Below are 14,415 nucleotides of genomic sequence, written 5' to 3'. Positions count from 1 at the left end.
ACAGCTAGAGGACAAAGCCAAGCTCTATAGCTGTCAATTGGTTGTAGTGGATAGGTTCTATCCGTCCAGCCAATTGTGTTCTTGCTGTGGTCATCAACAAAAAATACCGCTGAACCAAAGGGTGTTTCGCTGCCAAAGTTGCGGTTTAGAAGGGATAGACCGCGACTTGAATGCCTCCCTCAACCTGGTGAAGTGGTATCAAACTACCCTGAGCTCCAGGGGAAGTCACGCCTGTGGAGATTCCTCTGCCGGGGTTGGTTCGCCGACTAGGCATGAATCGTTGAAGCAGGAAGGAAGCAACAAGTTGAACGAAAGTCCGCTTTTGTTCAGCGTTGTGTAAGTCTTTCGGAGCGGATGGCGTACCTTTCGTACTTTGTGCGAGGCGAAGGGTGAAAAGTTCCAGCGGGAAATTCGCATTCTCGACAGATGGGAAGCCACAAGCCAGCACTGCTCTAAGTGTGGTTGGCATTGGGGCAAACTTGACCTATCCACCCGGGTGGTAGTTTCTGATGGTTGTGGTGCAGTACATTGCAGGGACGAAAACGCCGCCAAATGTATAGAGCAAGTCGGGATGGGGCATCGCCCGACTCTAAAACGGACGGGGAGATCGAGTAAGACCTCTGGGTTGCAAGACTCGGTGGCATCGGTCGCTGAACCGTCAAGAATCCCTGCCCTAAAGGGCAGGGAGTATGTCAACCACCTTCTGTTCCAGATTGCCCAGACGGGGGCCACTCCTGTTCAACCACAAAACCACCGTCTCCAGAGTGGCCGCCAATGTTTCTCGCCTCATTGGGGAGTTGGATGGCCTATCCGCCACCCTGGTGATGGACTTTTCAATTTTTAATTAATTTTTAATTTGAGTACTACGCCCACCCTGACTGAGAACCTTAATCCCGTAAATCCCGTACCTGTTTCCGGCGCACTTGTGCAGGAATCGCCACCGGCGGTTTTTCCAGGGTAATGCGTAACACCCGGCTGGGATCATGCAGGGTGGCGCTTGTCGGGGTTGGCGTTGATTGCTGAGCAAATTCGGGGCTTGGGGTGCGCCACAGCCAGCCGGACACAACCCCACCGACCAGGGCAGAAGCTGCCACGACAAGACCACTCCAGACCAACCGTTTGCGGGCACGTTGGGTTATTTTGGTAATCACGCCGTTGACCACCTGGTCTGCCGCCATCCCCGTGTTGGGAACAGGCAATCTTTGGCAAAGTTCGTGCAGGTTGACCAGTTGCCGGTAAAGCCGCTGGGTTTCTGGGTCGGTTGCCAGCCAGTGTTCCACCAAGGCGCGTTCTTCAGGGCTGGCCTCGCCGTCGAGGTAGGCACTCAGCAATTCAAAGCGGTCTGGAGACTCACGACGGGTAATCAGCATGGGAGGAAGCGGTCGTTCCGCTACTAATATGGCACAAAACTAGGGGTCCAGGTAGGGTTTTAGCGCCATCTGGAGGCGGGCGCGGGCGCGGGCAATCCGGGATTTTACCGTTCCCAGAGAGGCCCCTGTAATCTCGGCAATTTCCTCGTAGGCCAGACCCTCTAATTCCCGCAGGATGATGGTCGTGCGAAACGCCTCCGGCAGCTCGGCAATGGCCCGCTGCAACCGGTCATAAAATTCCTGGGTGGCCAGGTCCTCATGAGGGCCAGGTGCATCGCAGGGGATGTCCCACTCCATTTCCGTATGGCCCATCTGCCGGGGTGCATCCAGGGAAACCGCAGGCTGGTGGCGTTTGCGCCGCCGCAGCTCATCGTAAAACAGGTTGGTGGCAATTCGGCTTAACCAACTCCTAAACTTACTGGGGTCTTGGAGTCGCTTAATATGACGGTAGGCTCGCACCCAGACTTCCTGGACCAGGTCGGCCCGGTCATTCCAGTCCGCCGCCAAATGGTACAAAATCCGCTCCACATGGGCTTGATGGCGACGTACCAGTTCCGTAAAGGCAGCGCGGTCGGGCTGAAACCCCTGTTGGCAACGGCAGACCAGCTCTTCGGTTGACAGTTTGCCCACGGGCACGGGCGGCACCTCGGTAGGAGACCAGGATACGGACAACGTTGGATGCATGGGTTGAGCCTTATCGTTCCACTGCTGCACGTTGAGACGCTATGACTTGGCCCAAGTTCCTGCAATTACTCCCTATCTTAATCCTGACTGCCGCTCCCTTTGGTTGCGGCCTGCGCCCCAAGGTGGCTCCTTTGCCCCAGGACCCCGCCATCCAGGCATACTTCAACCAATCGGAGGCCGCCATCTACCAGGACCCCTACCGCAAAAACATCGGCCCGCGCTACGGGGACAATTTCGAGGCCATTATTCTGCAGGAAATTGCCAAGGCCACCCGCTCGATTGACGTGGCGGTGCAGGAAATCCGTTTGCCCCTGGTAGCCAAAGCTTTAGTGGATAAACATCAGGCCGGCGTGCGGGTGCGGGTCATTTTAGAAAATAGTTACAACGTGGCCTTAAGCCAACTGACGGATGCCCAAGTGGACGAATTAAATCCCCACAGCCGCAGTCGTTATGAAGAAGTGGTGAAGTTAATTGATACGAATGGGGACGGCAAACTCAGCCAGGATGAAATTAACAATGGGGATGCCATTATCATCATGCAAAAGGGTAATTTGCCCCTGATTGATGACACAGCAGATGGCTCCAAAGGTAGCGGCTTGATGCACCACAAATTTATGATTTTTGATGACCGCAAGGTGTTGGTCACTTCAGCAAATTTTACCACCAGCGATATGCACGGGGATTTTGGTTCCCCCGAAAGTCGCGGCAATCCCAATTCCCTGCTGTTGATAGATAGCCCGGAAGTGGCTCGCATTTTTGGGGAGGAATTCACTATCATGTGGGGGGATGGGCCAGGGGGCGCTACCGATAGTAAATTCGGCATTCAAAAACCCCTGCGGGAACCCCAAACGGTGACGGTGGGGACGGGCACGGTGACGGTTAAATTTTCTCCGGCCCGCCGTCGTCAGTGGAACCAAAGCACCAATGCCCTGATTGCTGAGACTTTGAGCCAAGCCCAAAGTAAAGTTGATCTGGCTCTGTTTGTGTTTTCGGAACAAAAATTGGTGGATGCGCTAGAGCCGCTGCACAATAGGGGGGTCAAAATTCGGGCGCTAATTGAACCCGATTTTGCATTCAAATACTACAATGAATCGCTAGATATGTGGGGCATTGCTCTACCCCGCAAAGGGACGTGTAAGTATGAGCCGGACAATGCACCCTGGGCAAATCCGGTGCGGGAGGTGGGCGTGCCTAAATTACCCAAAGGGGACCGGTTGCACCATAAATTTGGCCTGATTGATAACTACGTGGTGATTGTGGGTTCTCACAACTGGACACCGGCAGGAAATCACAACAACGATGAGACGTTATTGGTGATTAAAAATGCTACGGTGGCAGCACATTTTGACCGGGAATTTAATCGTTTGATGCAGAAGGCGGAATGGGGACCGCCGGGGTGGTTGCTCAAGGCGGTCAAAGAGGCGGATCAGGAATGCGCTACCGGTTCCCGCGGTTAGGCCCACTTTCGCCCAGAACTTGCCTTGTTGTTGCGCACAATCTGATAAAACAAGGTAGCGTTTCTGTGGGAGGAGTGGGGGTGAGCATGCGTTGGTACTGGGGCCTCGGAATTGGGTGCGGGTGGCTCGTGCTGGGAATCCTGCCGGGGTGGAGCCAACCCAAGCGCACCGTGCAAACCATTTCCTTGCGCCGTCTGGGCTATACCCGCCCGGTGATTCTGCGGGGTACCAATCCCGAATTTGGGGTGAGCCTACCGCTATTTATCGTCAGTAGGAATTTGGATACCAGGCAGAGTTTTGTGCAGTTGGAACTGGCTCCCTCACCAGCGTTGAAACCCAACTCCACGGTGCGGATTTCCTTGAATGGTCGTCCGGTGCGGGTGCTGCAAGTAAGAGATTTATTGCCGCAAAAAAGTGTGAGAATTCCGCTGCAATTGCCGCCGCCGGGAGAGCGGTTTATCTTTGTAGGATTGGAGAGTTTTTTGCGCATCTCTGAGGATTTTTGTGAGGATGTGGCTTCGGGAAATTTGTTTGTGACGGTGGGGGAAAATAGTTTTTTCCGGCTGGTGCAAACGGAGACGGATACGCTGGTCCATTATTGGTTTCGCCCGACGTATGAGCGGGTGGTGCTGGCTGTGCCGGAACAGATGGATGCCGTTGCCACGCAAGCGGCATTGTGGCTGTTTAGTGTGTTGAGCTACTGGTTTCGGGACTCGCGGGTGCCGATTGTTTGGTATCGGGGCAACGTGGCAGCCCTCAAGTTGGACCCCAGCACGGAAGGGGTGGTGGTGTTACATCAGCAGGAACAAGCGCCCCATATCCAGCGGCAGGGGCACATCCTGCGGGTGCGAGCGCAACCTCAGGTGGTACAGGCGTTGGCCCAGGCAGAACCGGCGTTTATGGCTCCGGGGCTGGAAATTCTTAGCGCTGACCCGGTAGAACCCCAGCGCCTGCGCAATCGGCGGTTATTTAGCGAATTGGGCTGGAATGAGACGGCAAAAACGGGTTTGGGTAGCCAGAGTTTCCGGCTGACGTTCGATTTGGCGCAATTGGGTGGCCGTCCCCAGGATTTGTCAGTATCCCTGAAGGCTCGCTTTACCCAAATGAGCAGCAACGATAAGGGGGCGATGAGTATGCAGGTTTTTTTTAATGGCACCTTTATCAACAGTTTCAACGTGGGCACGCAAACGCAACTTGATACCACGCTGGTTTTGCCCGCTGCCCGTCTCCAGCGCGTCAATAACCTGGATGTGGTGTTTACGGTGGCCGAACAAGGGTATTGCCGTTTTCCGCGGCCAGTGACCGTGCAGGTGTTGGGCAGTTCCTACCTGGATTGGAACGGGTACCAACCGCCCCAGGGCAATTTCAACGATGTACCTCAGAATTTTTTGGGACCGGGGCAGGTGGTGGTGGATGTAGAAAATCCGGCGTTGGTGGCGGGAACGGCGCAGGTGTTGGGGATGCTCAGCCGCAGTGGCAGGCGACCTTTATTGCCAGAACTCCTACCGGCTCGCGAAGTGAACAATTGGGGAAATTTGCCCCGGCGTCCCCAGTGGCGGTTGTTGGCGACCAGCCCGGCGGTCCGCCTCAATAGCCCGATTCGGTTGGGGCAGGCGTTTGTAATTCTCAACCCCATCAACCAAAACGTGTTGCTCCAAGCCCAACCCAACGCTAGTATTGGGGTGTTGCAGGCGTTTTTCCATCAGGGCGTTCCCACCCTCTGGCTGTCCTGGTGGGGGGATCAACCCCAGGTGGTTGACCAAACAGGGGCAATTTTGGCCGACCCGGTGGCGGGTTTGGTGAATCAACTGCAGGGGAATGTGGCGACCGTCACACCCCAAGGCAGTTTTGAGGTGTGGGACCTAAGCGGCCAAACCTTGCAGGTGCGCTATCCCGATGAGCTAAATTGGTGGTTACTGCTGCGCCGCTATCGCTGGGTGGTCTTGGGATTCTTGATCGTCCTTGGCGGTATCATTGCCTGGCGACTGTACCGTCGGCTAGGGCGTCCAGCGCAACCCCCTACTCCTCCTGCTCGCTAACATCGTGTTTTCCCTCGACCCAAATTTGCTGGTGCAAAAGGGTTATCTCACCCCTGACCAACTGGCGCAAGTCCGTTCCTACCCACAGCAAAAGGGGTGCAGTTTGGGGGTGGCTCTCAAAGAATTAGGCATCATGCCCGAAAATCAGTATGTTACCGTACTGTCCCAGGTTCTGCAGGTGGAACTCCTGAAACATTGGTTGGCGCGACGAGAACACCGGCTGGATTTGGGAATTGCCCAGATTCGTCCCCCCGCCTACTGGAGTCAGGCCGAAGTGTTCCCCTGTGCTTGGCAGGATGCCCATACCCTGGTATTGGCAGTCACAGAACGCAGTTATCCCCACGCCCAGGCCATCGTGCAACAAATCTGGTCGCGGATTGACTGGCTTCCCCTGTTGGCTACCAGCGCCGAAATTACCTGGTTGATTGTGCAGTTAAACCTGGGCAAAAAGTTAATTCAGTCGGGAGCCATTACCCACACCCAATGGCAAGAAATTTTGGAAATTTACCGCCGAACCGGTTCGCCAATCGGCCAAATCCTCACCCATTTGAACTACATCAAACCCCAAAAATTACTCCAGGTTTTAGCGGAGTTAACCGGCTGCCCTTCCTATTCCAATTTGATTGGTACGCCCCTCTGGTCAATGGATGAAAGCCTCGTGCATCAATTTCATCCCAAACTCATGACGCAGCGGTTATTTATTCCCCTGCAGCGTTTGGATGAACATACGCTTTTGGTCATGGTGCAAGACCCCTTAGATATGCGGGTAGATAGCCACATCCATAAACAGTTTCCTGGGGTGGAAATCACCAAAGTTTTGGGTACAGAAAGTGATATTACGTATCTAGTCGATCGGGTGTTTCGCCAGCTATTGAGTTGGCAGGCGGTGTATCGGTTGGCGGCCCGTTCCCCCCGCGAGTCGGCAGCCCAGGTGTTTACGCCCACGCAAATTGTGGTCATCTATTTCTTGACCGTGTTGTTTCTGTGGGGACTATTGAATCACACCACGTTGACTCTGGCGCTGGTGATGTCGCTGGTGAATTTATTTTATGTGACGTCCATTGGCTTCAAAATGCTGTTGAGTTTGGTGGGGGCAGTAGACCGCAAACATTATGCGAACCCAGAGGAACTGGCACGTCTAAAGGATGAAGAATTGCCGGTTTATACCATCCTGGTGCCTGTGTATAATGAGCCGGAAATTGTCTCAATGTTGATTAAGGGTTTGGGGCAGTTGGACTATCCCCACGAAAAGTTAGATGTCTTGTTACTTTTAGAAGAAAATGACCGGGTGACCATCGAAGCCGCTAAAGCCGCCCATCCTCCCCGATACATTCGCTTTATTTACATTCCCGATAGCCAACCCAAGACCAAACCCAAAGCCTGTAATTACGGTTTGGCATTTGCCCAAGGCGAATATCTCACCATTTACGATGCGGAGGACATTCCCGACCCCGACCAATTGAAAAAAGCGATTTTGGCCTTTCGGCATGGCCCCCCTGATTTGGTTTGTGTGCAGGCCGCCCTCAATTATTTCAACCGGGATGAGAATTTCTTAACCCGAATGTTTACCCTGGAATACTCCTACTGGTTTGATTATTTGTTACCTGGGTTAGACCGTTTGCGGCTGCCTATTCCCTTGGGGGGAACCAGCAATCATTTCCGCACCGACCGGCTGCTGGAATTGGGGGGCTGGGACCCATTTAATGTGACCGAAGATGCGGATTTGGGCATCCGCGCCAGCCAGCATGGTTATCGGGTGGGGGTGATTGATTCCACGACCTATGAAGAGGCCAATTGTCGGTTAAAAAATTGGATTCGCCAGCGTTCCCGTTGGATCAAAGGCTATATGCAAACCTGGCTGGTGCATAACCGCGACCCCTGGAAATCCCTGAAAACCTTGGGTTTGGGTAACTGGTTGGCCTATCAATTTTTTATCGGCGGCACCATTGTCTGTTTTTTGAGCAATCCTATTTTGTGGTCATTTTTTATCTATGCGGCCATTTCGCGAGCGGCTTGGTTGGAACAACTTTTTCCCGGCTGGATGCTGTATATTTCTTTGTTTAATTTGATCCTGGGCAACAGCATTGGCATTTACCTGAATATGATCGCTGTATTTCGCCGCAAATACTACAATCTCACCCTGTATGCCCTCTTAAATCCCATCTATTGGTTACTCCATTCGGCAGCCGCCTACATGGCGCTCTGGCAACTGTTTACCAAGCCCTTTTATTGGGAAAAAACCATACATGGCCTCAGCAAGATGACCCAGGGACACCATCCCTCAGGCAAAACACCACAGCCACAGGGGAATCACGAGCAAAACCCCCAGGGTCGAAAGGGCAATCGTGGCGGCCATAATGTCCCGATTTAATTGATATTCCTCGGCCAAAATCAGGGTCGCCATCGCCGTCGGCATCCCCGCCATCAACACCAGCGCCAGCCGTTGCTCCCCCTGCAAACCCAATAGGGTTAACCCCAAACCCACCAGCAGGGGCATGACCACAATCCGCATCAGCGTCGGCAGTCCCGCCAAATGCCAGCCCTGGTTCCACCCCAGTTGATACAACCGCCAGCCTGTCAGGACGAATGCCGCCCCAATCACCACCGGCACGGACTGGTCTAAACCCCATTCCAACCAGGCGGGAAACGGGACCGAACGGCACAGGTAACTCAGGGCAAACGACCACAGGCTCGGCATCAGCACCACCTTTTTCCAGGGATAGCCCCCCGCTGTTTGTTGCGAGCCGAAATAACTTGCCACCAGCACCCCGATTCCGTAGGTGCCCAGGACATTATTGGTCAAACTGTAGCTGACCACCCAACTCCACGCCTGCGGGTCCACCAGCCCCGGCACCACCCCCAAACCGATAAATCCCGTATTGACCAGCGAGGCCGCCAGCACGATACTGCCCCGTTGCGCCGCCGTCAAGGGTTGAGGCCACCAGCGCAAACTCCCCCAGGTCACCCCCAGATTGATCCCCAGCACCGCCAGGGTCAACAGCGGCACCACCCCCACCAAGCCCTGAAAATCCGTATGCCGCACCAGGGCGAAAATCTGCACCGGCACCCCCACCCAGTACAAGGCCCGGCCCAACAACCGCGGGAACAGCTCCGGTAACCAACGTTGGGTCAGCAGCCCCAGCCCGGTCCACAGGAGCAACGGGGTGTACACATGTACCAAAGCGTCCATAGCCAGCTACCGGCAGGAATTTCGGTTATTCCCCGTTCCCATTACGGTTTCCAACGCTGTGTCCAAAGCTTGCCTGCTCCATAATAAAACTAGCAGGTTAGAAAAAAATCTAACCTGCCAGTTCAACCCCTAAAGAAACGTCAAAGGAGGTAATGATTATGCCGTTGGTACGCTGGGACCCCTTCCGGGAATTAGAAATTATGCAACGCCAGATGAACCGCCTGTTCGACGAAATGATTCAACAAGTTGACGATACCCGCGCCAGCCGGGGTGTCGACTGGATTCCGGCGGTGGAACTGCAAGATACGCCCGATGCCTTGATTCTCAAAGCCGAAATTCCTGGTGTGGAAAAAGAGAACCTGGACGTGAGTGTGACCCGGGAAGCGGTGCAAATTTCCGGGGAACATCGCTTTGAAAAACGGGAAGAAAACAAAGGCACCGTGCGTACCGAATTGCGCTATGGTCGTTTCCAACGGGTGATCCCCTTGCCCGTGCCGGTGGCCCACGACCAAACCAAAGCCGAATACCGCAATGGCATCCTCACCCTGACCCTCCCCAAAGCGGAGGAAGTGAAAACCCAAGTGTTCAAACCGACCTTGACCGAAGCGAGCAGCTAAAGGCGCTCTCTCGATGCTCGTGTCCCATCCCCTGGCCACGGCTGGGGGATTTTTTTCTAGATGTTCTAGATGCACCAGTTGCCGTGCAATTGCCGTGAGGGAAATACCCACAAACAGAGGAATAATCCAATTCCAGAGTTTGCGGCACCCAGAGTAGTTTTACCAGGGTCATTGGGGCCGACCAAACCATAGACTTTTCTGGGTCAAATGGGTAAATCAATACCCTGGAGAACCGGACAGTGGGCATATAGTCATTCCCAACAAGTTGGTGACATTTGCCTTTACCTGCAAACCCTGTCCTATAGCTAGGTAGATTAAGGTTGTCGCCTGAAGATTCATGGCGACGCTACGCTTCGCTATGGGAAACCAATGTGGGGCTACGCCCAGCGACCCATAGCATGTCAATCTTTGTATGCTTAGCTATAGAAGGGGATATAGTGATTACCAGTGCCTCAAAGTGTGGCATTTTCTTGCGAAATGGCCATAATTTCAGATTACTGGAGTTTTAGCTTTAGGAATTAGATTTTTGATGCCCAATCCTGGAAATTTCCTAAATACGGTATGGTCATTCACTTGAAATTTAAATTCACCGCTACTCATGCCACACATGTGTTGTAGAATCGTTTCTAATAGGGGCCGAAAATCTTAATAGTTAATATTTTCATTGAGCCACTTTAACATGCGCTTTTCCTAATTTAACTTTTGCCGTCGCTCTTGCTCATCTTAATATCAATTAACAGATGTACCCTAAGCTTCCTCGGCTTGGTGAGAACACATTTTAACTGTAATCCAATTCAGAAGAGCATCCAATTCAAAACTCATGTTGAGGGATTTTGTTGAAGTGTTCTTTACACACCTGACACCCTAAACCTAAGAGAGCCGCACAAATTTACCTTGCTTCACATGGGACCGATGCTGTTCTAACCATAAAGACGCCGGACAGCTTGGTAGATGCGCGCAAATAGGTCATCCGTACCCTCTATTATCGCGCTCGCACTGTAAAAAAGCATGGCATTGAACCCGCGCGTATCGCCAGTGCCCCGAAAATCGGTACGCACGGCCACAATGGGAATGCCTTTGGCAGTGGCATAACCACATTCCCAACAGGTGCCGCTGTCGGCATCGGCTCCGTCTAAAATGGCGACGACAATGCGCGCGGTGGCAACTCCCCTCAAACAGGTTTCATAAATGTCTCGCCCTGTTAGCCCATCACATTCTTTTTGCGGACAAAAAACTGCCAATCCCCGCCTGGTTAAATCAGCCGCTAGGGCCTCGTTAAAATGGCGTTCCGCCAGCGTAAATAGGGGGGCCGCTAGATAAATATGGGACATGGTTCATCACCTCAGTTTGTTTTTTTATGAGTCTTTTATTTTATAACGATTCCAACCTAGGGGTGAACCGAAGAGATATTTAAGGGTTCTCTAAGGTTGACGTTGGCAATTCGCTTCGGACTATGATGGAGCTTTACCATAAGTTAACTGCAGAACTACCTGGCCAGGGTGTCCCAACCGATGTCTTTGGTTCGGGCATAACCGCCTAGGCGACCCCAACCTGCTCAACAACCTGCTCAACCTTGTCAGGGATGTTGCCGGGGGGCAGTAGCATAAACCTGAGTTCCTAGGATGTCCATGTTGGAAGTTGAGGTCCATCAACGGTTGCGCTCGCTGTTGCAAACCGAGGCCATTCCCCCTTGGCCGCACCATTTGACCTTGGCGCGGTTGGTGACGCGGGCCTTGCGGTTGGGGCCAAGTGCGCTGATGGAGGTGGGGGGCTTGGCCGGGGTGCAGGGGCATTACCGGCTGGGGTATTTGGCGGCAGCGTTGCTCTGGCCGGGGGTGGTGGTGCTGGTGGCACCCCCGGAGATTCAGCGCCGGTGGTTGCAGGTGGAATTGCCCCGCCTGCGGGAGTGGTTGCAGACGGAAAAACCCCTTTACCGGGAACAAGGGCCGCCGGAATTGGCGCATGGCCTGCTGTTGCTGACCCCCCAGCGATGGTTGCAGGAATTGTTAACCCCCAATGCCCAGGTGGCGGCTTTGCCGACGGTCGTAGATGGTTTGGATGACCTGGAACAGTGGGTGGAAACGGCGTTGACCCAAAGCTGCACGCCCCAGGATTGGGATGAATGGGTGTGGGCGCACCCCCATCGGGCAGAATTGATCCGAGAAACCCAACTGGCCTTGACCCACTCGCTGCTGCGCCATCCCCCTAACCCCTACGAACAGTGGTTGCTCAGCGAAACGGAACAGCATTGGCTGCAGGCGGTATGGCCGGTGTCGCACCCCCAGCGCGTGCGTTGGGCAACCCTGGAACGGCAGCTTGCCCGATTTACCCTACACTGTTCTCCCCTGTGGGCTTTGGCGGAAATGCAAGCCCATTGGCCGCAACGGCCCTGGGTGGGTCTGGGCATGGCTTTGGGACATCTCTCGTTGCCAGGGTTCACCCGCTTTCGCTTTGGCCCCCATCCCCGCGATGAAGTTCTCCACTTGTACGCCCCGGCCCATCTGCCCCCGCCGAATCACCCGCAGTTCTACCAGGCCCTGATCCGCGAACTCCAGCGGCTCTTGCCCTTGGCGACGGGGTTGGTGGTGATCTTGGTCGAGGAACAACCCCTGCAAACGCAACTCACCGTGGCTTTGGCGGCAGAATGGGGTTCTCGGGTGCAACGGGAGCGCACGGCTTTGGAGGAAAACGGCATTTTGGTCAGCGGTTGGCGGTTCTGGCAGACCCATCAGGAGCGGTTGCCCACGCCCAGCCTGCTGGTGATTCCCCTGTTGCCGATTCCCTCGCGAGAGCAACCCCTGGTGGCGGCGCGGATTGATGACCTGCGGCGACAGGGGCGGGATTGGTTTCGGGAATACCTGTTGCCCCAGACCCTGGCGCAGTTGCAACGGGCCGTGGCACCCATGCGGGGGGGACGGGTCGCCCTCCTCGATAGCCGGGTGTGCCATCGCAGTTACGGGGCCCACATTCTCCAGGCCCTGGAGCCGGTGGTTCGCTATGGTCGTTTGGCGGGATTTGGGGCAACTGAACCCGGCGCGCGGTGAACCATCCCCGGCGTACAATAGAGGCAGACCCAATCTGGAGCGAGGGTGGCTATGGAAGCACTTACCTATACGGTGTTGTTGGTCGGGGCGTTGGGCGTGATTTTTTTCGCCATCTTTTTCCGGGAACCGCCTCGCATTCAACGTAAGCGCTAAGTAAGGGCGCCTCCCATCACCAGGGCAGCTTTAGAGGTAATCGCCGTACCCCTGCTCCTGGAGGTGCGCCAATAGTTTTTTGATCTCTTGGGTGCGTTCGGCAGCCACGACCAAGGTAACAGGGCCATTGCGGATAACAATCAGGTGTTCTACGCCCAGGGTCACCACCAATTCCTGGGGGTCGGTGCTGTAGATGTGCACGTCCGCGCTCTGCCACGTCACCGTCTGGGCGGGTAAAGGAGGGTGGGGCAGCCGGGCCAAACTCCGCCAATCTCCCAAATCATCCCAGGCAAAGGTCACAGGCAGAACCCAGGCGCGCTGGGTGTGCTCCATCACGGCGTAGTCCAGGCTGATTTTCGGCAGGTGTGGATAGGCGGCTACGCCCATTTGTGTTAGAGGGGTGGTGATGGCCGGAGCATACTGGACCAATTCCTGCCACATGACCCCCGCCGGAAAGAGAAATATGCCGCTATTCCAGAGGTATTCGCCGCTGGCAACCAGTTGCACGGCCTGGGCGTAGTCCGGTTTTTCCGTAAACCGCACCACCCGGTAGGCGCCGCCGCCGGCTGCTTCGCCCCGTTGGATATAGCCATAGCCGGTGGCCGGATGGGTCGGGGTAATGCCCAGGGTGACAATGCCTTGGGTCTCGGCTGCCACGGCCACCGCCTGGGCTAGGGTGGCTTGGAATTGCGCTGTATCGGGAATCCAGTGGTCGGCGGGAAAAACGCCGATGATGACCCCATCCCCGTACTGCTGTTGTAGGTGTTGGGTCACCCAGGCGACGGCAGGGGCGGTATCGCGGGGTTGCGGTTCGGCCAGGATGCGCTCCGGGGGCAGGTGGGGGACATCCGCCTGTACCAGGGGGACTAAATCGGCGCGGGTCACCACCCACGGGTCACCGGCCCAAGCGGGCAACCGGGCGACGGTGTTGTGCAATAAACTGCGACCGCTGCCATCGAGACACCAAAACTGTTTGGGTTTGGCCAACCGGCTCAGCGGCCAGAACCGTTCTCCCTTGCCCCCTGCTAAAATCACGGGGATCAACGTTGCCATTGCCCTTGCCCTCCTTTTGGTTTCACATGAGGCGAAATCGTTTCAGGACATCGGTCAAGGCTGCGGTGAGCTGCTGGGTCAAATCCGCCTCATCCTGGGGCAGCAACCGCAGTTCGTCGCTGATGCTAAAGGGAAAAATGGCCTTGGCCAGTTGCGGGTCCGGCGGCGGCCAGGACACCAATTTGATCTGGTAGGGTTTTTTGGCCACCAGCGCATAACCCACCTCCAGACACACGTTGGGGCTGGGATAGCCTTTGCCCTGCACGCTGGTCAGCAAGGTGGTATCGGCGACCACCAGGAGGGCTTGGCGAATCAGCCGCCGCACATGGGTATCCAGGCGGGTGGTGCCATCGGGCAGGCGTTGGGGACGCACCAGCCGGAGCTTATGCCCCAGGGTGTGGGTCTCCTGCAAGCGGGCGAGGGTCTGGGTCAACACCGCGCCGATCCGGGTGCTGGCCTCCGGATAGTCCGTCTGGTCGCAAAAGAAAATCAAAGGTGGCAAGGCCGGTGGCAGGCTTGTGCGCACCAGATACACCTCCCGGCTCACCAAATCCATATTGGCCAACTCGTAGGTGCCGCTCCCCTCCACATAAAACTCCACTTTTTCCCCGGCCAAGAAACTGTGAAACCAGGCCGCCTGTTGCACCGCCGCCGCATCGTCCACAAAAAAACCCCGAAACGCCGTCTTGAGCAAACTTTTTTTGCTCAGCCGCAGGGTGGGCGGCAGCGTCTCCACGTCCTCAGGCAGCAAAGGGCGGTCCAGGTGCCAGGCTTTGACAATCAGCATAGGGGGCCATGCCGGGGCGGT

General features: G+C 55.4%; 13 protein-coding genes and 1 pseudogene. 8 read left to right on the top strand and 6 right to left on the bottom strand.

The features are described 5' to 3' along the window. Together ACWISF_RS02010 and ACWISF_RS02005 are read left to right on the top strand one after the other, a co-directional pair. The coding region (locus tag ACWISF_RS02010) for a zinc ribbon domain-containing protein (RefSeq protein ID WP_448379922.1) at positions 1–340 on the top strand (340 nt) is incomplete at its 5' end. Between the two features lie 27 nt (positions 341–367). After that, positions 368–844, top strand: a pseudogene (locus ACWISF_RS02005) (zinc ribbon domain-containing protein); the annotation flags it as partial. A gap of 43 nt (positions 845–887) precedes the next feature. On the opposite strand, the gene ACWISF_RS02000 reads toward ACWISF_RS02005, so the two are convergent. Beyond that, a complete protein-coding gene (locus ACWISF_RS02000) occupies positions 888–1,370 on the bottom strand; it encodes an anti-sigma factor family protein (RefSeq protein ID WP_448379921.1) in 483 nt (160 codons plus the stop codon). A gap of 39 nt (positions 1,371–1,409) precedes the next feature. Continuing rightward, positions 1,410–2,054, bottom strand: a complete 645-nt coding sequence (locus tag ACWISF_RS01995) for a sigma-70 family RNA polymerase sigma factor (protein ID WP_448379920.1) — start codon at positions 2,052–2,054, stop codon at positions 1,410–1,412. Positions 2,055–2,095: 41 nt separating this feature from the next. Between ACWISF_RS01995 and ACWISF_RS01990 the strand changes: the two genes are divergently transcribed. The 3 genes from ACWISF_RS01990 to ACWISF_RS01980 all read left to right on the top strand — a co-directional run bounded on the left by ACWISF_RS01990 (position 2,096) and on the right by ACWISF_RS01980 (position 7,921). Then, complete coding sequence (locus ACWISF_RS01990) at positions 2,096–3,511, top strand: phospholipase D-like domain-containing protein (protein ID WP_448379919.1); 1,416 nt, start codon at positions 2,096–2,098, stop codon at positions 3,509–3,511. An 86-nt stretch (positions 3,512–3,597) separates the two neighbouring features. Beyond that, positions 3,598–5,550, top strand: coding sequence for a cellulose biosynthesis cyclic di-GMP-binding regulatory protein BcsB (locus ACWISF_RS01985; protein WP_448379924.1), 1,953 nt, complete (start codon positions 3,598–3,600; stop codon positions 5,548–5,550). A 4-nt stretch (positions 5,551–5,554) separates the two neighbouring features. Further along, positions 5,555–7,921: a glycosyltransferase gene (locus ACWISF_RS01980; RefSeq protein WP_448379918.1), complete on the top strand. Its 2,367-nt coding sequence runs from the start codon at positions 5,555–5,557 to the stop codon at positions 7,919–7,921. On the opposite strand, the gene ACWISF_RS01975 is transcribed toward ACWISF_RS01980, so the two are convergent. After that, positions 7,832–8,740 (bottom strand): AEC family transporter, encoded by a 909-nt coding sequence (locus ACWISF_RS01975; RefSeq protein ID WP_448379917.1) that lies wholly within the window; start codon positions 8,738–8,740, stop codon positions 7,832–7,834. The two genes, ACWISF_RS01980 and ACWISF_RS01975, sit on opposite strands and share 90 nt — an antisense overlap. Before the next feature lie 158 nt (positions 8,741–8,898). Here ACWISF_RS01975 and ACWISF_RS01970 point away from each other — a divergent pair, with 158 nt between their 5' ends. Beyond that, positions 8,899–9,357, top strand: a complete 459-nt coding sequence (locus tag ACWISF_RS01970; protein ID WP_448379916.1) for an Hsp20/alpha crystallin family protein — start codon at positions 8,899–8,901, stop codon at positions 9,355–9,357. Positions 9,358–10,277: 920 nt separating this feature from the next. Here ACWISF_RS01970 and ACWISF_RS01965 read toward each other — a convergent pair. Continuing rightward, a complete protein-coding gene (locus ACWISF_RS01965; protein WP_448379915.1) occupies positions 10,278–10,688 on the bottom strand; it encodes a nucleoside 2-deoxyribosyltransferase in 411 nt (136 codons plus the stop codon). Positions 10,689–10,985: 297 nt separating this feature from the next. Here ACWISF_RS01965 and ACWISF_RS01960 point away from each other — a divergent pair, with 297 nt between their 5' ends. Beyond that, entirely contained in the window at positions 10,986–12,401 is a 1,416-nt protein-coding gene (locus tag ACWISF_RS01960) for an ATP-dependent DNA helicase (protein WP_448379914.1), read from the top strand. A gap of 51 nt (positions 12,402–12,452) precedes the next feature. Continuing rightward, positions 12,453–12,554, top strand: a complete 102-nt coding sequence (locus tag ACWISF_RS01955; protein ID WP_448379913.1) for a photosystem II protein T — start codon at positions 12,453–12,455, stop codon at positions 12,552–12,554. A gap of 30 nt (positions 12,555–12,584) precedes the next feature. On the opposite strand, the gene ACWISF_RS01950 is transcribed toward ACWISF_RS01955, so the two are convergent. Both ACWISF_RS01950 and ACWISF_RS01945 read right to left on the bottom strand, forming a co-directional pair. Then, positions 12,585–13,607: a mannose-1-phosphate guanylyltransferase gene (locus ACWISF_RS01950; RefSeq protein WP_448379912.1), complete on the bottom strand. Its 1,023-nt coding sequence runs from the start codon at positions 13,605–13,607 to the stop codon at positions 12,585–12,587. Between the two features lie 22 nt (positions 13,608–13,629). Further along, the gene (locus tag ACWISF_RS01945) at positions 13,630–14,394 is read right to left on the bottom strand and encodes a hypothetical protein (RefSeq protein WP_448379911.1); all 765 of its coding nucleotides are present in this window, start codon (positions 14,392–14,394) and stop codon (positions 13,630–13,632) included. Between the last annotated feature and the right edge of the window lie 21 nt (positions 14,395–14,415).

The sequence above is a fragment of the Gloeomargarita sp. genome (assembly GCF_053491055.1).
Note: the sequence above shows the minus strand (reverse complement) of the source record. Positions and strands in the feature narration are given on the sequence as shown.